20 protein-coding genes are annotated in these 20,761 nt (G+C 40.5%); 12 read left to right on the top strand and 8 right to left on the bottom strand.

Annotated features, from left to right (window positions below):
* A complete protein-coding gene (locus EHO58_RS07680; protein ID WP_167483200.1) occupies positions 1–1,110 on the bottom strand; it encodes a molybdopterin-dependent oxidoreductase in 1,110 nt (369 codons plus the stop codon).
* A gap of 261 nt (positions 1,111–1,371) precedes the next feature.
* Here EHO58_RS07680 and EHO58_RS07675 point away from each other — a divergent pair, with 261 nt between their 5' ends.
* Positions 1,372–2,193, top strand: coding sequence for a TOBE domain-containing protein (locus EHO58_RS07675; protein ID WP_244241099.1), 822 nt, complete (start codon positions 1,372–1,374; stop codon positions 2,191–2,193).
* 11 nt (positions 2,194–2,204) lie between these two features.
* Positions 2,205–2,753, top strand: a complete 549-nt coding sequence (locus tag EHO58_RS07670) for a metal-dependent hydrolase (RefSeq protein ID WP_135679534.1) — start codon at positions 2,205–2,207, stop codon at positions 2,751–2,753.
* On the opposite strand, the gene EHO58_RS07665 is transcribed toward EHO58_RS07670, so the two are convergent.
* The 3 genes from EHO58_RS07665 to EHO58_RS07655 form a co-directional block, all read right to left on the bottom strand.
* Positions 2,739–4,745 carry a M48 family metallopeptidase gene (locus tag EHO58_RS07665; protein WP_135628100.1) on the bottom strand — a complete coding sequence of 669 codons (2,007 nt, stop codon included), beginning with the start codon at positions 4,743–4,745 and terminating at the stop codon, positions 2,739–2,741. The two genes, EHO58_RS07670 and EHO58_RS07665, sit on opposite strands and share 15 nt — an antisense overlap.
* Positions 4,746–4,859: 114 nt before the next feature.
* On the bottom strand, positions 4,860–5,729 hold the full coding sequence (gene cyoE, locus EHO58_RS07660; RefSeq protein ID WP_135679533.1) for a heme o synthase: 870 nt from the start codon (positions 5,727–5,729) through the stop codon (positions 4,860–4,862).
* A gap of 5 nt (positions 5,730–5,734) precedes the next feature.
* Complete coding sequence (locus EHO58_RS07655) at positions 5,735–6,673, bottom strand: COX15/CtaA family protein (RefSeq protein WP_135679532.1); 939 nt, start codon at positions 6,671–6,673, stop codon at positions 5,735–5,737.
* A 323-nt stretch (positions 6,674–6,996) separates the two neighbouring features.
* Between EHO58_RS07655 and EHO58_RS19540 the strand changes: the two genes are divergently transcribed.
* From EHO58_RS19540 to EHO58_RS07610, 10 genes are all read left to right on the top strand, one after another.
* Positions 6,997–7,155, top strand: a complete 159-nt coding sequence (locus EHO58_RS19540) for a hypothetical protein (RefSeq protein ID WP_165780220.1) — start codon at positions 6,997–6,999, stop codon at positions 7,153–7,155.
* Positions 7,156–7,177: 22 nt separating this feature from the next.
* Positions 7,178–8,023 carry an SCO family protein gene (locus EHO58_RS07650; RefSeq protein ID WP_135679531.1) on the top strand — a complete coding sequence of 282 codons (846 nt, stop codon included), beginning with the start codon at positions 7,178–7,180 and terminating at the stop codon, positions 8,021–8,023.
* A gap of 26 nt (positions 8,024–8,049) precedes the next feature.
* A complete protein-coding gene (gene coxB / locus EHO58_RS07645) occupies positions 8,050–9,072 on the top strand; it encodes a cytochrome c oxidase subunit II (RefSeq protein ID WP_208728735.1) in 1,023 nt (340 codons plus the stop codon).
* Positions 9,073–9,083: 11 nt separating this feature from the next.
* Complete coding sequence (gene ctaD, locus EHO58_RS07640; protein WP_135628105.1) at positions 9,084–10,667, top strand: cytochrome c oxidase subunit I; 1,584 nt, start codon at positions 9,084–9,086, stop codon at positions 10,665–10,667.
* Positions 10,654–11,433 carry a cytochrome c oxidase subunit 3 family protein gene (locus tag EHO58_RS07635; protein WP_135628106.1) on the top strand — a complete coding sequence of 260 codons (780 nt, stop codon included), beginning with the start codon at positions 10,654–10,656 and terminating at the stop codon, positions 11,431–11,433. Before ctaD ends, EHO58_RS07635 begins: the two co-directional genes overlap by 14 nt.
* Before the next feature lie 159 nt (positions 11,434–11,592).
* Positions 11,593–12,252, top strand: coding sequence for a hypothetical protein (locus EHO58_RS07630; RefSeq protein ID WP_135679530.1), 660 nt, complete (start codon positions 11,593–11,595; stop codon positions 12,250–12,252).
* A gap of 112 nt (positions 12,253–12,364) precedes the next feature.
* Positions 12,365–12,928: a CarD family transcriptional regulator gene (locus tag EHO58_RS07625; protein ID WP_100708833.1), complete on the top strand. Its 564-nt coding sequence runs from the start codon at positions 12,365–12,367 to the stop codon at positions 12,926–12,928.
* Between the two features lie 41 nt (positions 12,929–12,969).
* Positions 12,970–14,232, top strand: a complete 1,263-nt coding sequence (locus tag EHO58_RS07620; protein WP_135628108.1) for a PIN/TRAM domain-containing protein — start codon at positions 12,970–12,972, stop codon at positions 14,230–14,232.
* A gap of 123 nt (positions 14,233–14,355) precedes the next feature.
* A complete protein-coding gene (gene pckA / locus EHO58_RS07615) occupies positions 14,356–15,951 on the top strand; it encodes a phosphoenolpyruvate carboxykinase (ATP) (protein ID WP_135628109.1) in 1,596 nt (531 codons plus the stop codon).
* A 146-nt stretch (positions 15,952–16,097) separates the two neighbouring features.
* Positions 16,098–16,364, top strand: a complete 267-nt coding sequence (locus EHO58_RS07610; protein ID WP_100708835.1) for a phasin-related domain-containing protein — start codon at positions 16,098–16,100, stop codon at positions 16,362–16,364.
* Between the two features lie 59 nt (positions 16,365–16,423).
* On the opposite strand, the gene EHO58_RS07605 is transcribed toward EHO58_RS07610, so the two are convergent.
* The 4 genes from EHO58_RS07605 to EHO58_RS07590 all read right to left on the bottom strand — a co-directional run bounded on the left by EHO58_RS07605 (position 16,424) and on the right by EHO58_RS07590 (position 20,740).
* Entirely contained in the window at positions 16,424–17,140 is a 717-nt protein-coding gene (locus tag EHO58_RS07605) for a hypothetical protein (protein ID WP_135679529.1), read from the bottom strand.
* Positions 17,141–18,979, bottom strand: coding sequence for a CHAT domain-containing protein (locus EHO58_RS07600; protein ID WP_135679528.1), 1,839 nt, complete (start codon positions 18,977–18,979; stop codon positions 17,141–17,143). It abuts the gene before it with no gap.
* 75 nt (positions 18,980–19,054) lie between these two features.
* Complete coding sequence (locus EHO58_RS07595; RefSeq protein ID WP_135614803.1) at positions 19,055–19,795, bottom strand: hypothetical protein; 741 nt, start codon at positions 19,793–19,795, stop codon at positions 19,055–19,057.
* 39 nt (positions 19,796–19,834) lie between these two features.
* Entirely contained in the window at positions 19,835–20,740 is a 906-nt protein-coding gene (locus EHO58_RS07590; RefSeq protein WP_100722163.1) for a sigma-70 family RNA polymerase sigma factor, read from the bottom strand.
* Positions 20,741–20,761: the final 21 nt, after the last annotated feature.

The following is a 20,761-nucleotide window of genomic DNA, read 5'->3' as shown; positions in this document are numbered from 1 at the left end:
TTATTCCGCTTTTTTGAGAATGATCGTATTCAGCCAACTCATCTTGCGAGGCCCTAAGTTGATCCCTGCCGTTACGTCTCCACCATATGGTGCAGTATCTTCACTTGAGATAGTAGCAATATAATCCGTATCACAAACATTGCCAGTGCCTGAACAAGAAGTATAATCCGTTAGAGAAGCCGGAGGAGTGTAATAATTTCCTCCCAAACCTTTTTTGAATTCGGTGATCACTATGACACCGGGAGAAGGTAAAGATCCGCTTCCAGAACCGATAATCGTATTCGAAAGTTCCGCGTATGAATGTGTGACCCTATACTTATCGGTAGCTTCTAAAATAACATAATAACTTTGGAAATCGTTCGGACTTCTTAAAGTTGATTTGGAGAGAACTTCTAAAAGAGAAACACCTTTTCCTAAAATATAATGTTTACTATTTGAGATAGGACCGATTGCGCTAAAATTGATAGATGCGAAGTTAGAAGTATTCTGCAGATCAGAAATAGAATAGTTGAGAGGAGTGATCACATCTCCTGTAACGCTGAAGGAAGCAGTTGTCCCGGTCCCGCTTTGAGTTAACCATTCATTGATGACAGTGATCTTAGTTAAAAATTTAACATAGCGAGTACCTTGGTTCGTATCACCTTTAGAAACGAATGCCATACTTCCTGAATCGGAATCCAATAGACCACCATTCTTTTCATAAGCGACAATCATCTCGGCACCTAAAGAAGTTCTCATTAGTTCGGTATAAGACACTATTGCTTTATAACCGTCCTTTCCTTCTAAGACTACGACTGTGGCTCTACCATCTTTACCCTTATCCAATGGTTTGAACTTACCGCCTATATTGATCAGATCTCTTAAAAGGACTCCGTTAAAACTGCTTACTGTTTCGATCAGATTTCCGTTTTTATCTTTGATCGAAATATTATTAAGAATTACCTTCTGAGGAAATTTAGAATCATCTTGCAGAGAAGCTACAGTATATAACCCGGATTCGAAATAAGGAGCGACTGTCAGGTCGTTATTTCCGTTATTATCAGGGCCGATCAAAGAGAATGAATTACTATAGAATGTATTATCCGAAGAACGTAAGGCAAAAGCAGCCAAACCCGATCCGTCAGTCCCGGAATTCGGCGAACAAAAAACAATAAGCGAATACGTAACATAAAAGAAGGTTAATTTAGAGAAAATAGATGGGAACCTGCTTTGGGAGAAAATCATATAAATCAGCATCCTTAATATTGGTAAGGACTCACTAAATCGCTATATAGTCAACTATATAGCGAGCGAATAAACTTGCGCGGGTACAAAAAACCGGTCCCACACTTTCTTTTGAGGAAATTTTTGATACTCTTAAGAGAGGGTTTTATGGATCTTAGAGCTGGAGAAACGATGAAGGATAAGTTACAGATTGATGGGGCTCTTTGGCTTAAGTCCAATAAAGAAAATAAGTTGGGCCGGGAGAAGATAGAGTTACTCCGAGCGATCGAAAAATGCGGCTCCATATCCAAAGCGGCAAAGGAAGTCGGGATTAGTTATAAAACCGCTTGGGACTCCATCGATTTACTGAATAATTTATACAAAGAAATTCTAGTCGAAAAAAGTGTAGGTGGGACCAGCGGCGGAGGAGCAAAACTCACAGATAAAGCCAAAGAAATGATCCAACTTTATCAAATTGTAGAGGACGAACACAGAAAATTTCTGACTAGAATAAGCGAAAGAATGGACAATCCATTTGAACTCTTGAATTTTCTAAATCGTATCTCGATGAAAACTAGCGCCAGAAATCAATTTTATGGAAAGATCAAAAACCTCCAAAAGGGGGCTGTAAATTCGGAGATCATTATTTCTCTCAAAGGAGAGCAAGAGATTACTGCAGTCATTACCAATCAGAGTGTGGTCAATCTAGGTCTGAAGGTTGGCAAAGACATATACGCGTTGATCAAGGCTTCTTTCATTTTTCTTTCTAAGGATACAGAGCCAGCTATCAGTTCTGAAAATAAACTGAACGGAAAAATTTTCTCCATCGTAAAAGGTAGTGTAAACGACGAGATCATAATAGAATTGAATGGTGGAAACAAACTCACATCAATAATCACTAGCCAAGCTACAGATCAGCTCAAGCTAAAGGAAGGAGAAGAGATCTGCGCATTCTTCAACGCTTCTTCCGTAATTTTAGCAACCGAGTGACTGATTGAAGAATGGCAACAATATTCTCCCATCCAGCAGTTCCAATCTCACTCTTCTTCTTTTTCGGAAAAAAGAAAATCCCCGTAATCCTTGCAGTTTTTGGAATATTCTTTTCTATTCTTCCTGATTTCGACGTAGTTGCATTCAAATTTGGTATCCCGTACGAAAACGATTGGGGCCATAGAGGATTTACTCATTCTATTTTATTTGCTTTAGGAATGTCCTGTATTGTCGCATTCTTCCGAACCAAATTGAAAGCAAGTTGGCTCACCGTTTTTTTATTCCTTTTTGTATCTGTAATCTCTCATGGCGTGTTGGACGCGATGACCACAGGTGGTTTAGGAGTCGGATTCTTCATTCCTTGGAGTTCTGAAAGGATTTTTTTTGAATATAGACCGATCAGAGTTTCTCCTATCGGTCCTAAAAATTTTTTTACGGAAAGAGGTTGGGTTGTGATCCAATCAGAAATTTTATATGTTTGGGCCCCGGCAGTTTTAGTTTCCGGGACCGGTATTTTATTTAGAAACTTTGTTTTTAAGGATAGATCACTGAACCACTAAAAGATCTATCTTTCCGTGTTTATTATATTTCACGAAAGCTTTTCCTTTTTCGTAGTAGTCATGATACTCACCTTGTTTTCTGAACTTAGAACCTAAAAGTTTTTCAGCAGCAGGTTTCGAAGATCCTACAGTGATCCCTTGTCCTAAGCCAGGGCTATTATCTCCGACTACATTCACCTGAACTACGGTTCCCATATCTAAGATAAACGCAGTCTCTTTGTTATCATATTCGAAATATTCCAAACCGCTTTTTTTATCCGTTTTGATACGCGTAGGTTTTCCCCAATTTTTCAGAAGGTCTTCTAGTTTATCTCCGGGACCAACTCCACCAACTTTAAATGCATTTACTTCGTTTGCCGGAGTAGGTGCTGTTAATTCAATTGTATGGATTTTTGCTAGAACTTTTGCCCAACCGGAAGTAGAATCATAATTAGTTAAATAATAACTTGCGAGCCCTTTTGATTTTGGATCTACAGAAGAATAAGATTCTACTAACGCGATATTTAAAATAGGAGTGAAATTCTCATAAATATAATCGGGATCCACTTGTTGTTTTTGAGCAGTAGATTGACCGATCGTCTTTAGATACTGAGCGATTTGAGGATTGTTTCCACTTTGATTCGCAAGAGTTCTGATTTTCTGATCGATCGATAAAGCAAGACGATTGAAAAGTTCTTTCGCTTCTTCTTTTTTATCGGTCCAGAATAGAACAACTCCCAAATTATTCGCTAAGGCAACAGTTCCTTCCGCTTGGAAAGCTTGGTTGGCGACATTAACCGCTACGTCCAAATCTTTTTCATCTGCAGAATAAGAAAGTAATACTGCGTAATTAGAAAGAAAGTAAGGGTCATCCGTTTTTACGATCACATCTCTATATGCTTTAAGCGCACGATTATATGCCGCTTCGTTTCCAGGAACGATCCTCATGACTGCACGTTTACTTTTGTCTGGAGGAAATACCATTGTGTCTCTGAAAGAAGGCATATCCAAAACCGGTTTTAATTTTAATTCTTCATTCGAAGCGGTTGCCATCCAGATCTTGTGCATACAAACAGCGAGAGCTTTGCTTAAGTATGTATTCTCCGGAAATTTTTTGATCCCGTCTTCTAAGTTGGATCTTGCTTCATCTAAATTTCTACCCAGTTGGATATCATCAAAAGTTTTTTCCATCTTCGCTAAGAAGCTATACAGTTCCTGCTTATCCGTTTTAAGTCTGGATAATCTCTCATTTGGAGAAGGATGGCTGGAAAAATAATGAGAACCGATTAGTTCAGGTCTGGTTTTATCTGCTTTAGAAGAAGCTAATGCTTCTTTATAAGATTGTTCCACTTCATTTAAAGTTTGAAGAGTGATGAGCATGAAATCTCCACCGTAACCAGCTTTATCCAATAAGAATAATCCTGTTTGGTCCGCATCTAACTCTTGCTCTTGGGAAAATTTGCTGTTTTCTAAAAATGCTTTTCCGGAAGGCTCATCTTTGAGTGCGTAAAACTTTTTCACACTGTTGAAAACATGTCTGTTATAAAAATGAGCTAGCTCATGGGACAAGACTCCTGCGATGTACCTTTCTCGATGGAAATCCAACTTTTGAGCTGCGTCCGCCTCTTTTTGTTTGATGATCTCATCTAAAGAATCTAAAGCTCCTGAATGAATACAGAATTGTCCTCCAGCCATTGCGAATGCGTTGAAGCTTGCTTCCTTTACGATTTTATAAACTAGAGGGAAAGGAGGATTTCCGGAATTTTTAGAAAGTTTACCGAATGCCTTGTCTATGGGCTTCTTCCAGCCTTTATGATCCGCAAGCACAGTCTTTGATTTGATCAGATTTGTGAACTGCACATTACTTTGTCTAACTAACTGTGCATACAATTCCGAGTCGAATTCTCCCGGTTTGTTTTGAGAAAAAATCGGAGAGCCAGAGAATGATACTAAGCCTAAAACCACCAATAATTTCAGGACATAAGGGCGAACCGAATTCGAAAGATCGATCATGAGAAACCTCTTGAGGAGAGAAAACTATCTGCTATTAAACGAATGTCAACTCTGAAAGGTTTAAAAAGTGAAATGAAATTTTTTGATCAAAAAACCGATTTGGTGAACTTTTAATTAGGCTGCGATGGAATGATCGATCAGAATTAAAATATTGATTAAAAACAAGTGAAGAATACTGAAGAAGAAAAATCCTCTGGCGAATTTAGGCTCAGGATTCTGGAATAATTTTACGGAAAGATAAAGTATAGAGATACTCAATACTACGGAAGAGATCATGTACAGCCAACCCATAGAAGGTTCTGCCCAATAGAACGCGATCACAGATCCCACGTAGAGGATTGTATAAAACAAAATAGAACGTCCGGTTTCCTTCACACCTTTTACGACAGGAAGCATCGGAAAATTCGCATCGCTATAGTCTTCTTTCAAGAAAATTGCAAGTGCCCAGAAGTGAGCCGGGGTCCAGAGAAAGATCATCAGGAATAATATCCAAGCTGGTAAAGGTAAAGAATTACTTACCGCTGCATAACCGATCAAAGGTCCTACACAACCTGCCACACCACCTATTACAATATTCTGATGTGTTCTTGGTTTTAATAGAATTGTATAAAGAAAAACATAAGCGAGAAGTGCTGCAAAAGCGCATAGTGCGGTTAACAGATTCGCAAAATAATATAAGATCCCAAATGCGACGAAAGTCATCGCAAATCCAACGATCCAAGCCTGGGCAGTGCTGATCCTTCCTGCAGGAAGCGGACGATTTGCAGTCCGTTTCATTTTAGAATCTCTATCTATTTCTATGATCTGGTTGAAGATAAAAGATGCAGAAGACATTAAAAAAGTCCCGAGCATAGTCATAAAAACTAAAAGAGTGGTAGGCGCCGTAGGACCGCCAAGATATAAACCAGGCACAGCGGTAGCCAAAACAAGGGAACTTACCCTTGGTTTGATCATTTGGTTCCAGTCTGAAAGAAAACTATTCATTCTATTTAAGAAACCTTACTCTTAGAAAGTTCAGAAGCCCTCTGCATCCAAACTGCATACATGGATAAGAAAAGAAGAATGGCTACTCCGGTATGAGCGGCAGTCACCAATTTCGGAAGTTTCATGTATACATTCACAATTCCCAATCCTATTTGTATAAGAAGAAGAATGATTGCAGCCCTTACGTATTTTTTGGTTTCCGGGGAGAATCCTTTAAATATTCCATAAAGGTTTATTAGAAGAATATAAAATGCCACTAAGTAAGCACCCAGTCTATGTTGTACCTGGATCTGTATTTTATGCTCCGGAACAGACGGGATCCATTCTCCGTTACAAGTTGGGAATTCTAAACAAGCAAGTCCTGCGTAATTGGAACTTACTCTTCCCCCTAAAATAATTTGGAAGAAGATTAACAATACTCCGATCAAAAGAGGGATCTGGTCCTTCTGCAATAAACTTTGTTTAGTTAAAAACTCATTTGAATTTGTAGAATTTGCAAGATTGCGTGCTTTGAACGTAGCAGTAACTATACAAAGTAAGAATAAAATAGCATTCAATAGGTGAAGGTTAACGGTAGCAGGATCCAAAGATAGAAGAACAGTTAGGCCTCCCAAGGTAACTTGAGAAGCTATAAGTAATATTCCTAAAATGAAATAACCTAAGAAAGGTTTTCTTAATTCAGGAACGATTGCAGTCCAAACAGTGCCTGCGATAAGAACAATTCCTAAAAATCCGGAATAATATCTATGTCCTACTTCCATAAAAATATTAAAATCGAAGTCTGGAAAAATTTTACCGAAACAAAAAGGCCAATCAGGACAAGCAAGCCCGGAGTCAGTGGCTCGGACAAGTGGCCCATATAATAAATTTAGAAAAATTAAAACTGAATAGATTACCAGAAAGAGAGAAAACTTTCTGAAATGAGAATAAGTAGAAGCGATCATTCTGTTTTTTCGGAGAATCCGAGCTCTTCTTTACCATACTTGAGCGAGATTGATTTGGGGCAAGAGATTTGATGTTTGAAAATCGAAAGCTTACATTTTGATCTGAGACTTATTCTCATGCAAAGAAAATTTCAAGATCCTAAAGAACGAACGTTCTAGTGGCCCGACCTAAGGATAGAAGCTTTTTATGTCGGTTCCAAACGTATGAAATCATTGAAAAGCAAAAACGCTTTCAAAAAAAAGACAGGTCTCCAAAACTGGCTGGTATCTTTCGCTTTTTACAAAAGTGAAACGTTTTTTTCTGATACTTTAGGAGTCATTCCATGAGCCAAAACGGAGACCATTACAACAAGGCAGGTTTTTGGACATTCGTGGTCGTGTTGACCGCTAACATTCTTTATTTCGTTTATCTTTCTGCATTTCACAAAGGTGTTAAAGATTATAATGAAGTAGTTCCTTCCCACACTTCGGCAGCGAAGTAAGGAAAGAATCCGGGATAGAACGTTGTTCTCCTCCAATCATCCGCAGCGATTTTCTAAAATAGCTGCGGCTCTTATACTTTTTCTACCATTCTTATCAGTTCTATCCTTCGATACAGAAAGAGAACTACCTGCTCATGCAGTTCCTCCGGAACTTGAAGGTGTAGGTTTAGAAGAAAAATTAGGAAATCATATAGATACCAATTTATCTTTTGTAGATGAACAAGGTAAACAAGTTCGTATAGGCGACTATCTGAAAGAAGGAAAACCTCTTCTTCTCACATTGGTATATTATAGATGTCCTACACTCTGTAGTCTTTATCTGAATGAGATCTCAACCGCACTCAAAGAATTGAATTTAGAAGTAGGAAAAGAATTCAATTACGTTGCGGTAAGCTTTGATCCCAAAGAAAAACCTGATCTTGCAAAAGCGAAAAAAGAAGTATATGTGAAAGATTATGGAAGAGGGGACGGTTCCGGCTGGAGTTTTTTAACCGGAAATGATCCTGAAATAAAGGCTTTGTCTTCCAGCTTGGGTTTTTCCTACAAATGGAATCCTTATAATGATCAATGGGTACATGTTTCTGTAGCCTATGTGATTACCCCTGAAGGACAAATTTCCAGGTATTTAAAAGGGATCCCGATGGATGAAAGGACTCTGAGATTATCTCTCGTAGAGGCTGGAAACGGTAAAATCGGCGATTTGACTGACAGTGTTGCCCTTTTTTGCTTCCAATTTGATCCATCCAAAAATAGGTATACATTATACGCGTTCAATATCATGCGAATCGGTGGTTTTCTCACCGTCGTTATCCTTGCAGCGTTCTTATTCCGCTTTTGGAAGAAACAAAACTCGTCTAGTACAGTATAAAAAAAGGAAGGAGTGATTTCGATCCGATGAACTGGTTCTCTCTTATTACGGCGACAAGCTTCATGCCGGTTCCAGCGACTAAAGAATCGGGAGATGTAGATAACCTCTATATCTTTCTTCTTGTTTCGGGCCTTATCTCTTTTATCATTCTCATTGGGGGAATGGTAATATTCATATTCAAGTATAGAAGAAAAACTGAAGACCAAAAAAGTGCGTATATCACGCATAATACTCTAGCTGAGTTCCTTTGGTCCTTCATACCTTTCGTGATCATGATGATCATCTTCGCTTGGGGATGGAGTGTATTCCATGATCTTCGCAGAGTCGGAGAGAAAGGTGATGTTGAGGTTCACGTAACTGCTCGTCAATGGGCTTGGACTTTCAAATACGCGAATGATATCGAGATCAATAGCCCTAGCGACAAAAAGTTGTTGGACGATCCGGATTCTACACTTCTCAAACCTGAGATAGTAGTGGTTCCAGTGGGTAAAACCATTCGTTTCATTCTTACCTCTGATGACGTTCTACATAGCTTCTATGTTCCTGCATTCAGGAACAAAATGGATGCGGTTCCTGGCAGAAGAACAACTTTCACTTTCACACCGATTGAGAAAGGGGACTTCACAGTATTCTGTACTGAGTATTGCGGAACCAAACACTCCAATATGATGGCTACGATTCGTGTGGTGGACGGAGAACAATTTGCTGCGTGGCAGGCTGAAAAAATCGCTGCTAACGCGGGCGCTATCACCAAAGGACCTGCAGAAAGAGGAGAAGCTCTTTTCAAAGGTAGCCTTGGATGTAGCGGGTGTCACTCCATCGACGGATCCAGGATTGTTGGACCAAGCTTTAAAGGTCTTTATGGTAATAAGAGAGACTTCGCAGACGGATCTTCTGTAACTGCGGATGATGCTTATATCAAACAATCTATCCTTGTTCCTACAGCTAAGATCGTAGCTGGATTCCCTCCTGCGATGTCTTCTTTCCAAGGAAGGATCAAAGAGGACGAGATCAAGGACATCATCGAATTCATTAAGACGCTTAAATAGGATTACGGACAATGGCCCACGAGCAACATAATTACCTGAATCACCAAAAGGGGATTTGGTCCTGGCTTACGACCTTAGATCATAAGCGTATCGGGATCATGTACTTTGTCGCGATCATGAGCTTCTTCTTTTTAGGAGGAGTTTTCGCTTTATTAGTTCGCGCAGAATTATTCACACCGGGAAAAACCCTTTTCTCCGCAGACGTTTATAACAGAATGATGACCTACCATGGAGCCATTATGGTGTTCATGGTGATCGTTCCTGGTATCCCTGCAATTTTCGGAAACTTTGTTCTTCCGATCATGATAGGAGCAAAAGACGTAGCTTTCCCAAGATTGAACTTAATGAGCTGGTACATGCTGATGATCGGTGCCGCGATCACTGGTTCCACTCTATTCTTGGAAAACGTAGATACTGGTTGGACCTTCTACACTCCATACTCTTCCATTAAAACTGGATTGGGAGTGATCCCGATGGTTCTTGGAGTATTCATCATTGGATTCTCTTCCATTTTAACTGGTTTGAACTTTATCGTTACCACTCATAAACTGAGAGCGCCTGGAATGACCATGAACAGAATTCCTCTCATGGTTTGGGCACTTTACTCAACTGCGATCCTGCAAGTATTGGCAACTCCGGTTCTTGCGATCACTCTGCTTCTACTTATTGCAGAGAAAACTCTCGGAGTGGGGATTTTCGATCCTCAGTTGGGAGGAGATCCGGTTCTATTCCAGCACTTCTTCTGGTTCTATTCTCACCCTGCAGTTTATATCATGATCCTTCCTGCTATGGGAGTGATCTCCGAGTTGGTTGCTACTTACTCTCGTAAAGTAATCTTCGGATATACTGCAATCGCTTACTCTTCCTTAGCGATCGCTGGGGTTTCCTTCTTAGTATGGGGACACCACATGTTCGTTTCCGGACAGTCTGAGTTTGCGGGAGTTCTGTTCTCCTTCATCACAATGCTTGTAGGGGTTCCTACAGCGATCAAATTGTTCAACTGGATCGCAACCATGTATAAAGGAAGTATCCGTTTGGATGCTCCGATGTTATTCGCGATCGGGTTCATGTTCTTATTCACCATTGGTGGTTTGACTGGAGTTTATCTGGCTTCTACCGGTATGGATATTCACTTCCACGATACTTACTTCGTGGTAGCTCACTTCCATTACGTGATGGTTGGTGGAACTTTGATGGCTCTTATGGGAGCATTGATCTACTGGTTCCCTAAAGTTACCGGAAAAATTTATAGCGATCTAACAGGAAGAATTTCCTGGGTATTTATATTTAGTGGATTTAACGTTACGTTCTTCCCTCAATTTATCTTGGGAAATATGGGAATGCCTCGTAGATACTACGACTATCTTCCTACTTTCACCGAATTAAACCAAATGTCCACTTTTGGATCTTGGTTGATCGGAACAGGATTCTTGATTGGACTTTTCGGAGTGATCTATGCACTTCTGAAAGGAAAAGAAGCAGGAAACAATCCATTCGGAGGAAAAACTTTGGAGTGGACTATTCCTTCTCCTCCTCCACACGAAAACTTTGAAAAGACCCCAGTACTAACCGGAGGGCCATATGAGTACCGCTAATCACACAGGTGGTTTTCATCACGCACATCATTTCGATAGCGCAGAGCATCAATACGAATCTTCTAAACAAGGGATCTGGTTATTCCTTGTTACAGAAATTCTAATGTTCGGTGGATTATTCGTAGGATATTCCATCTACCATTCTCTATACCCTCAAGTTTTCCATGCGGGAAGTAAGCAACTTTCCGTTGTTTTGGGAGCTTTGAACACAGTGGTCCTTCTATTTAGCTCCTTCACTATGGCGCTTGGGATTAACTATGTGCAAAGAGGTCTTAGAAACAAAGCGATCATCGCTCTTGCAGTGACTATCGCTTGTGCTGCGATCTTCATGGTCGTAAAGTTTTTCGAATATACTCACAAGTTCCACGTAGGTACAGTTCCAGGAAAATACGCTTACACTGAAGAGTTAAGCGCTTCCGGTGAGAAGGTAACTAAAGTTGGCGCTCTACTTGCAGAAGCTAATAAGCTTAGTGTAGTAGAAAGAGAACACAAACTTCATCTGGACGAAACTGAATACGAACACCTGACTCTTTTGGAAAAAACCAAAAACTGGCCTTTGTTCTTCGGATTCTATTTCGTAATGTCCGGTATTCACGGTTTGCACGTTCTTGCCGGTGCATTTTTGATCTTCTGGGTGCTTCTAAAAGTGATCAAAAACCAAGTTGGTCCTGAATATTTCACTCCTGTAGAAGGTGTGGGTTTATTCTGGCACGTGGTAGACTTGATCTGGATTTATCTCTTCCCTCTTCTTTATTTGGTAGGATAAGTTCATTACAAATAAGCGACCGAAAGGTTTGCTTCTAAAAAGCCGGGGCTTCTGCACCGGCTTTTTTATTTTCTGCCCCAAAGTGAAGCTTAAAAAAAACAGCGAAGAATCGGCGAATCCTGCCGATATTTGAGAAGAGACGAGTTTTCCCGGACGCAAATGCAAAATATAGATTATTCCAGAAGACTGAGACAATCCGGAACCAGAGGTTCCTCCCCACGTCAGGGAGAATCTTTTCCGACCGTGCAAACAATCCAGCACGTGAGGGGAGGAAATTCTCCGATCCGTTCTTTCCCAAGTTCCAGATCTATCTTTCTGGTTTTGGTAGGAGCGATTTCTCTTTTTACTGGCGGGGTAGTAGTCGGTCTTAGATTGGATCAGAAGGAGCAGGCGTTTGCTCAAAATGAAACCCAGTCTTTTTATAATGCCGGAAAAAATGTAAGAACGGAACAATCCGTAGAAGAGAGAGAAAATTCTTCTTCCGAAGCGGTAAGTTCGAATGCGAGCGAAAGTTCCGCTGAAACTTCTTCTTCCGTTAATTCCAATAAGAATCCTGGGCTTAAATTTCCGGCCAGATCGGATAAGGAAAATTATTTCCTATCGATCCCGACCGAAGATTCTGTTGAAGCGATGGAAATTGGAAAAAAATTGCTAAGAGCAAAACCTGAGTTCCAAGGAAGATTTTTCCGATCCAAAGACGGAGAATTATTCCTAGGATATTTTTACGGAAAAGAAGAAGCTACCAAGGCTTTGGAATCAATTCGTCCTCTGAACGATCCGATTTTTCACAAAACTTCCATTCACAAACTTCAATTTTGATCTGAATTTTCGAACTATATTCAGTCTAGAACGATTCCTCATTTTTTCCTTGACTTTGCCTCAAAATTTGCTATATTTTTGGGCAGAGTTTTAACGGAAGTCTTAATACTAATTGGCTGGCAAAAAGAAACAATCTGGCTACGATCATGGCGTAGGCGATTACGTCGTATATCCGATCCACGGGGTAGGTGAAATCACCGAAATCTCCAAAAAGGTTATCCTGGGAAAGAAAAAAGAGTGCTACGTAATGGAAATCCAGGGTAGCAAGATGAAGGTGATGATCCCGGTCGATAAAGCAAAACAGGTCGGAATTCGACCGATTATCGACAAGAAGGATATCAAAAAAGTTATCAATCTACTCAAGAAAGACGAGGTCGATACTGAAGAGGACTGGAAGATCAGGTACCAAAACAACCTGAACAAAATAAAGTCCGGATCGATTTTCGAAGTGGCGGATGTGTGCAGGAATTTATTCCGCAGGGCAAACGGTAAAGAACTGTCCATCATGGAACGTAAATTGTACGAAAGTGCGTACAATCTAGTGAAGATGGAAGTCGCCCTAAGCAAAGGAGTTTCCCAAGAAGAAGCTGGGAACCTTGTGTCAGATGTTTTAGCTAGTACATTTGCTCCGGGAGAAAGAGTTCCCGTAGCAGCAGTCGACATAGACGAAGAATAGTTTCCGATAAAACTCGAATCTTATTTAAAAGGATTTGAGTTATGGCGTATTTTTATAAAGGTCTAACGGCCGTCCTACTCTCCTTAGTGTCGTTCTTTGTAACGCAAAAACAAACTCAAGAGTTTGTATTTTCAGGCTCTAGTGCAGGGCTTGTACTCGTAATTTCTCTCGTACTTTTGTTCGGTGAAACTAAACTATTTCCAAAACTTCGCGGTGACGTTATTTTTTGTGTTGGTGTGGGTGCGTTATTAGGATTCGCCCTAGCATGGTTTATCGGAACGATTATTCGTTTTGAGGAATTGAATCTTGCATTGTATCTGATCCTAGGTCTTTTCGGAGCTAGAGCAGGTAAGTCTTTTGCAAAAGAACCTGGCCTTTCCGTATTCGGAGGAGGTGGGGGAGGACATACTTCTCTCGTCGATCCATTCGGAGTAGCTTCTATCGGTAAAGACGAAGTCAGAGACAAAATTCTGGATACTTCCGTTGTTATCGATGGAAGAATATTGGATATTGCTGATACACATTTTATCGATGGACCTCTTATTCTTCCTAACTTCGTGTTAAGAGAGATCCAGTTGATCAGCGATTCTTCTGACCCGATCAAAAGAGCAAGAGGACGCCGCGGTTTGGAGATGTTGAACAAACTCCAAAGAAAAGGTTCCATCGAAGTTAAGATCACTTACAAAGATTATTCCGACACTAGGGAAGTGGATGCTAAGTTGATCAAACTAGCTCGCGACACCGGTGGAAAGATCGTAACCAACGATTTTAACTTAAACAAAGTAGCAGAACTCCAAGGAGTAAAAGTTCTTAACCTGAACACCTTGGCTAACGCATTAAAACCTGTAGTTCTTCCCGGTGAAGAATTGGCTATCCAAGTCATCAAAGAAGGAAAAGACGAAAACCAAGGTATCGGCTATCTAGAAGACGGGACCATGGTAGTGATAGAGAACGGCGGACATCTAGTCGGAAAAGAAGTGAAAGTTACTGTTACTTCTATCATTCAAACTGCTGCCGGAAAAATGATATTCACCAAAGCTAATGGAAACAGCGGTTTTGATAAAGGTGAACGCGCCCCTGAAAAAGAAAACAGAGGTGGTAAAGGCGGAGAACGCGGAGAAGATCGTGGAAATAGATACGATCGTGGTGACCGAGGAAACGAGGAAAGAGGCAATCGTAAAGATTACCAGAATAAAAACCAGAACCGTGGCAATTACCAGGACAGAGGCGATAAAAACGAGGGTAGGGGAGATGATTTCGGAAATCGCAAAGACTTCCAAGATCAGCAGCAACAGCAACAATAACCCCCTCTAAAGAGACAGAATACGGGTCGGATTAGGAATTGCCTTCAAATTCGACCCGGTTCCGAATTGACGGTATCCTAACCCGAAAAAAAATTGAAATACGATCTCAATAAGGAGAGCCAAATGCAGGCCCAAGCGCAAGTGAAGGGACTGAAGGAGCTCGGTATAGAGCCCTCCGAAGTCTTCCATAACCTTTCATACGACGAAATTTTCGAACACGAAAAGAATAACGGGGAAACCGTTCTTTCTTCTAACGGAACCATGATGGTGGATACCGGTATTTTCACCGGACGTTCTCCAAAAGATAAATACTTCGTAGACGAACCTTCTTCTAACAAGAATATCTGGTGGTCTCATATTAACTTTAAAGCTTCCGAAGCAGTTTTCGAAGAGCTTTATCAAAAATGTGTAAACTATCTTAGCGGAAAAAAACTCTACGTATTCGACGGATACGCAGGAGCAAATCCTGAGACCAGAATCGGTCTTCGTGTAGTTTCCGAAAAAGCATGGCAGCACCATTTCTGCACCAACATGTTCCTTCGCCCTAGCAAGGAAGAGTTGGCTAACCTTCTTCCTGAATTCACTATCATCAACGCTTGCGGAGTGAAGAACGAAAAATACAAAGAGCATGGCCTGAACTCAGAAGTATTCGTGATCTTCAACCTTGCAAAAAAACTCTGCATTATCGGTGGAACCGAATACGGCGGAGAAATGAAGAAAGGAATCTTCTCCGTAATGAACTACAAGTTGCCATTACAGGGAATCGTTTCTATGCACTGTTCCGCAAATATCGGAAACAAAGACGGAGACACTGCTCTGTTCTTCGGACTTTCCGGAACCGGTAAAACAACTCTTTCCACTGACCCGAACCGCAAATTGATCGGTGACGATGAGCACGGTTGGGACGATAACGGAATTTTCAATATCGAGGGCGGTTGTTACGCGAAAGTGATCAACCTAGATCCTAAAACGGAACCTGAGATTTTTGAAGCAATTAAAAGAGACGCTCTTTTAGAGAACGTAGTTTTCGATGAAAAAACGAAAGTTGTAGATTATACTTCCGCTGCAAAAACCGAAAACACCAGAGTTTCCTACCCGATCTACCATATCAAAAACATCCAAGTTCCTTCTAAAGGTGGCCACCCTAAAGTGATCATCTTCTTGACTTACGATGCATTCGGAGTTCTTCCTCCGGTGTCTCGTTTGTCTATCGAGCAAGCGATGTATCACTTCCTTTCCGGTTACACTGCGAAAGTTGCTGGAACTGAAAGAGGTGTTAAAGAGCCTACCGCTACATTCTCCGCTTGTTTCGGAGCTGCGTTCATGACACTTCACCCGACTGTTTATGCTCAGTTATTAGGTGAGAAGATGCGTAAACATAATGTTCGCGCATACATGATGAATACAGGACTTGTTGGTGGAGCTTACGGAACAGGTAAGAGGATGAACCTTCCTTCTACTCGTAAAATTATCGACGAGATCATGAACGGAAACATCGATAAGGCTGAATTCATAAAGCACCCGATCTTCCAAGTAGAATATCCTAAAACCGTAGAAGGTGTGGATAGTTCTATCCTGGATCCTCGTGAGGCTTGGACTGATAAAGCTGCTTATGATGAGTCTTCTAAAAAGCTTGCTGGCATGTTTATTGAGAACTTCAAAAAATATGTAGAAGGTTCTAAAGACTTCGACTTCACAGCATTCGGACCTCAACTATAAGCTGATCTCTGAAAAGTCGGATTCATTTCCGGAGGAGTAAGTGGGATTTCCCCTTACTCCTTTTTTATGCCCATGTGGTTTCGGTAAGTTGTTGACAAACCGTTGTGCGGCGCATAATCATCATACAATACATAGGGATCAAAAGTATGGAAAAGGAAATCAAAGAAGCACTGAATTTCGCGATCGGAGCGGCAAAAACCCTGAGGGAACAAGCGGACAGTATTCTTTTAAAAGTGGAAAAAGAATTTAAAGAGCTCTCCACAAAAGGTTCTCAAGACCAAAGCGACGTCGCCAACAATCTTAGAAAGTATATCGAAGACGCATTACGTTCCGTGGAAGGTCTTGCAGGCCAAGTTAATTCTAAAGTAGAAGAAGCTAAAAAAGAATTCGGTAAGAAAAACTCTAACGACTAAGATCTTTTATCTTCTCGTTTATCCTTTCCCACCAATCCAAATCGATTTTCAAAATTAATTCAAAGCCTGGGATCATCCGATTCCAGGCTCAACCATTTCGCCAATCTTTCCGTCCAAGAGATCGGAGGAGGGCTTTCCATATCCAGTTCGAAAGATGTATTCCATAAGGAAATATTCTGTTCGAATTTGATCTTTAGGATATTAAGGATAGTTTCTCTTGAGCCGGTAAACCATTCGGAAGAAGGGATCCCTTTTTCCGTCAGATAACCTTCTATCAAATCTATACTTCTATAATCAGAAGAAAGAGAAGAATACGAAAAAGAATCATCTGCAAATTCTGAGAATACATTCTCCCATTCATCCGCAAAATTTCTTTCTTTGTTCCTACAATCGTAGGCTTGGCAGATAGACGCTCCATAAAAGGAATAATTCTGGCTACGAGGATCTCCAGTATAAACAGGATGGATCATACATCCGATCCTACTTCTGACTTTGATGTCCGGAGAGGTTCCGTTTACTTCTTCGGTAAGCATTCCTAAGAAGGGACAGTTATAGGTGAGCGGGTCTTTTTTAATAAAATTTTTCTCCGCTTCTTCTCTTACCTTTCTGAATTCCGCCATTGTATATGGTTTGGAGAAGTCCACGGATTCTTTGAAAGTTTCCGTTCTATCTTTTAATAGAGTTCTGAATTGATCCGGCTTTAATTCTAGATTGAATAATCCGCAGCAGGCTCCGCAAGAAAACGGAACATCCGCAGAAGGTTGGCAGAGCCCCACTTATAAACCGCCGTGAGGCAGATTCCCAGGCTTAGAAGGAAGAAATCCCAAGAACGCGAGTTCTAATTCTTTGGTTTCAGGATTTTCTACTATATTACAGTTCAGAGGGAAGATCTGCATTCTATCTTCGTGAAAAACGATTACCTTTCCTCTATACTTTTCGATTTGCTCTCCTATAAAATCTTGTTTGATCATAGGAGCAGCGACTAGAGAAGATTCGGATTTTATTCCACGGAAGAATAGATGATTATTTGAGTTTGTAGAAACTAAGAAGATACTGATCCTCTCTAATTCCTCTAACTCTGTGAGAAGATTTTCAAAATAATACTGGAATGTGATCAGATATCCATCTGCGGATTCAGGTTGGATCTGACCTTTTGAATATAGGTCGATCCACTGGATCATCTTGGAGATCGTATCTTTGTTCGCGAAGAGTATTTCAGGAAGATCCGTAACGACGGGAGTGATCTCTAATTTTCTGAAATCATGAAGGCATTGGAACATCAGCTCCCACCATCTCTCCGTATTATATGCATCATCAGGATTATTAGGGATATATTTTCCTAAAGAGTGATTCTGATGATCACTAAATAAGATCCCGCCTATTACCTTTGAAAATTCTTCAAAAGCAAAGATCAGATGTTCCATCAACTGATAGGAAGTAAGTGATTCTTCTTTTTGTTTTTCAGTGAACTTATAATAAGAAGCCGCAATCGGGTTTGGATAAAATTTGAATATTAAAGAAGGATTAATGATCTTATGGACCGGTTTACCTTTTGTAGGATCGGAAACTACTCTGATGACCGGTTGTCCATGTAAACTATAGTTAGTCCAAGTTAGATCACTTGGATCGTAATTTCTTCTGGCATGTTCCTTTGCAAGATACAAGGATTCGCCTATACTTCTATCCGCGAATAAGTTCGTATAAAATTGGATCGTGAAATCGATCGTATTCTGATTGTCTGCAATTTCCCAATTGGTGCCGATAAAACTTTTGATGCCGGACATCAAAAATGATCCCGCAAAATTATTCATCAGATCGGCATTCAGATTTCTAGTCGCACTCTTGTTGGATTGGCAAGAGTTAGAGAACACCATATCCGTATTAAATCCGGAGTTTTTGATCTCTCTTGCTTTTAGGATCTTTCCTTCTGAGATCAGCCATCCGTTTTCTAAAGGATCATCGGAGAAATATAAATGTCCTGAGTAATGGATGATATTCTTTCCTTTAATAAGAGAAAGAAGTTTTAATTTAGTAACTTGGCGTCCGCCTATGAATTCGATCTCTAATCTGGAGCTTGGTACCTTCTCACTTAGGACCCTAAAGATCTGCTCTCCCTCTTTTTGTGCCCATTCTAGATCCTCTGTTGGATCCGCAATAATGAGCATTCGTAACTTCTCCTTTTCTTTGAAGGCACCACCACTGGATTCTCCTCTTACAGTTTTTCCTATATAAAATTTGTCTGAGAGAAAGCAAGTTCCGTCATGTAGGAGTTCCCACGGGATCACTCCTAACTTAGGATCTATATTAAAGTGAAGGTATTTTTCAGTAGTAAGTCTGAGTTTTTCTTGGATGACAGCTGGAAAAAACTGATCGTAGAAAGTTTCTCCCAAAATCTTTAGATCATGAAGGATGTCTGTTTCTAGAGTTGGTGTATGACCTGATTTTTGGTGGATTGCAACGGAAACCCGAACTAAGTTTTCGATTTCCTTAATATACTCTAGGATTAGATCTTCGTCCATTGTGGACTGAAGATGTGATTCGGACCCGCTCCCGGAACTATCCAGAATATTGAATACGTTTACAGCACCGACTCTGTCTATGATTAGGTTCAGCATTGGATCTAAAGACTGCGCCTAAGAAGTTTCCTCGCCGTGACATAAGAGTCAGGAAGGAAACTGGTTACAACGCTCTTAATCCAAAAGGATAAAGAGATCTATGGATTTAGACAAGTCTTTTCCCTGAAACTCTACTGTGTACTTTCCTTCTCTCAATCCGGAGAAATTAGTGATCCCCTCGGAGTTGAATTGGTTGGAAAGTATGAATCTTCCGTCCTTAGAAAGATTTACTCTTTGGAAATCTTCCGGTCTTGGACATTCGATTTTGACACTTAAGTAAGCGGTTTCGTCGGTTTCTTGTACGACTTGGTAAGTGAACTTGCAGTCCTTATCCATTTTTTCTTCAAATACGATGAACTCGGAAGAAGAAGGCGATTTTGCTACTGCGGAACGCATAGCAGGCGCATAATCTACACGAGTGTTGATTTGAAGAGTTTCGATCAGGCTTCCGAAAAGTTGTGCTCCGGATTTTCCTAATTTAACTACGATGGATTCTTTTCCTTGTGCCTTACGGGCTAATTCCATCTCCACATATCTTTTCAGATATTCTGGAAAAGGTTTAACCTGCCAGCCTTCGTTTAGTTCGGCCTTATTCAGATCCAGATCCTCTTGGAAGGATTGGAAAGAATGTGTACGTGAAGCTGAATCGAAGTAGGACTCACCGGCAGCTTTTAGGCTAGCCTGGAGAGCTTCTTCCATTCTAATAAGTTCGTTTTGTAGTTCGGTGTCTTTTTCTAGTTTAGTCAGAACTTCAGGTTTCCCTTCAAATAGTGACTGGATTATTTCTGGCACCGAGTTTTCGCGGTTGGATTCCATTTGAGTAAGATTCTCCAATAGGTTTTAAGACGATTGTTTCTACTCAGACAATTCCGAAAATTTGAGTTTTTTTTGTATTTTTTCGATCAATCTGAGTAATGTAACGCTCACATTTCCCTCGGTTATCCCTAAAAGGTCAGCAACCTCTCGATAGGGGGTCCTTGCCAGGAAATGGCCTTTTTTGCGTTTTTCTAAGAGTTTTTTCCGTTGTTCGTATTTCTTCTTTAATGCTTGGGAAGTTTTATCTATTTCTTGAGGGAGTAGGGGGGCTTTCTTAACAGTTACGGTCTGCTTTTCTTTCAGCTCTAGAATATTTAAATATAGAGACGTAATCTTGTCTTCCATACGGATATTCTCTTCTTCCCGCTTGGAAAGTTCGGAGCGAAGGCCCAAAATTTTCTTTTTAATTTCGTCCACACTCAGATTCGTTTTTTCGATCAGGAATTGGATCTCTTCCTCGTCTAGGTTGAGATAATATATATAAGAAAGTTTGAAAATTACCCTTTTCTCTACGCCTATTTCTCCCAATACCTGGTGGAAATGTTTGGTTAGCTCTTGGGCCTCTTCCACTAAATCGGGACGAAGATCGGGTTCGTCTTCGATAGTTGCGTATTCTTTTCCTTCCTTGTTGATCTTTCCAAGGTTGGTCATCTTAAGCTCTCGTTTGGTTCTTTGCCAATCGATGAGCATATTACGTAGAACGGAGTAGAACCATGTTCTAAAACTTGATTTACCTTTGAAGCTGGAAAATCTAGCTCCGGTTTTCAGTCTTTCGAACGCGTATAAAAAGAAGTCTCCGGCATCATCTTCACTAAGGTGAAAGATCTTCATCGGAAAATTGTAAATATCTTCGGAATAGGATTCGAAGAATAACTTGAGAGCGGCCTCGTCTCCTTCCCCGCAACGGGTAACTAGGTCGAGGGTTTTATCCTTTGACAAATTCATTCTTTATGTAACCTTGCACCT

Origin of the sequence: Leptospira selangorensis (assembly GCF_004769405.1) — a bacterium.
In the GTDB taxonomy this organism is placed as follows: Bacteria; Spirochaetota; Leptospiria; order Leptospirales; family Leptospiraceae; genus Leptospira_B; species Leptospira_B selangorensis.
The sequence above is the reverse complement of the archived record's forward strand: the minus strand, read 5'-3'. Positions and strand labels throughout refer to the sequence as shown.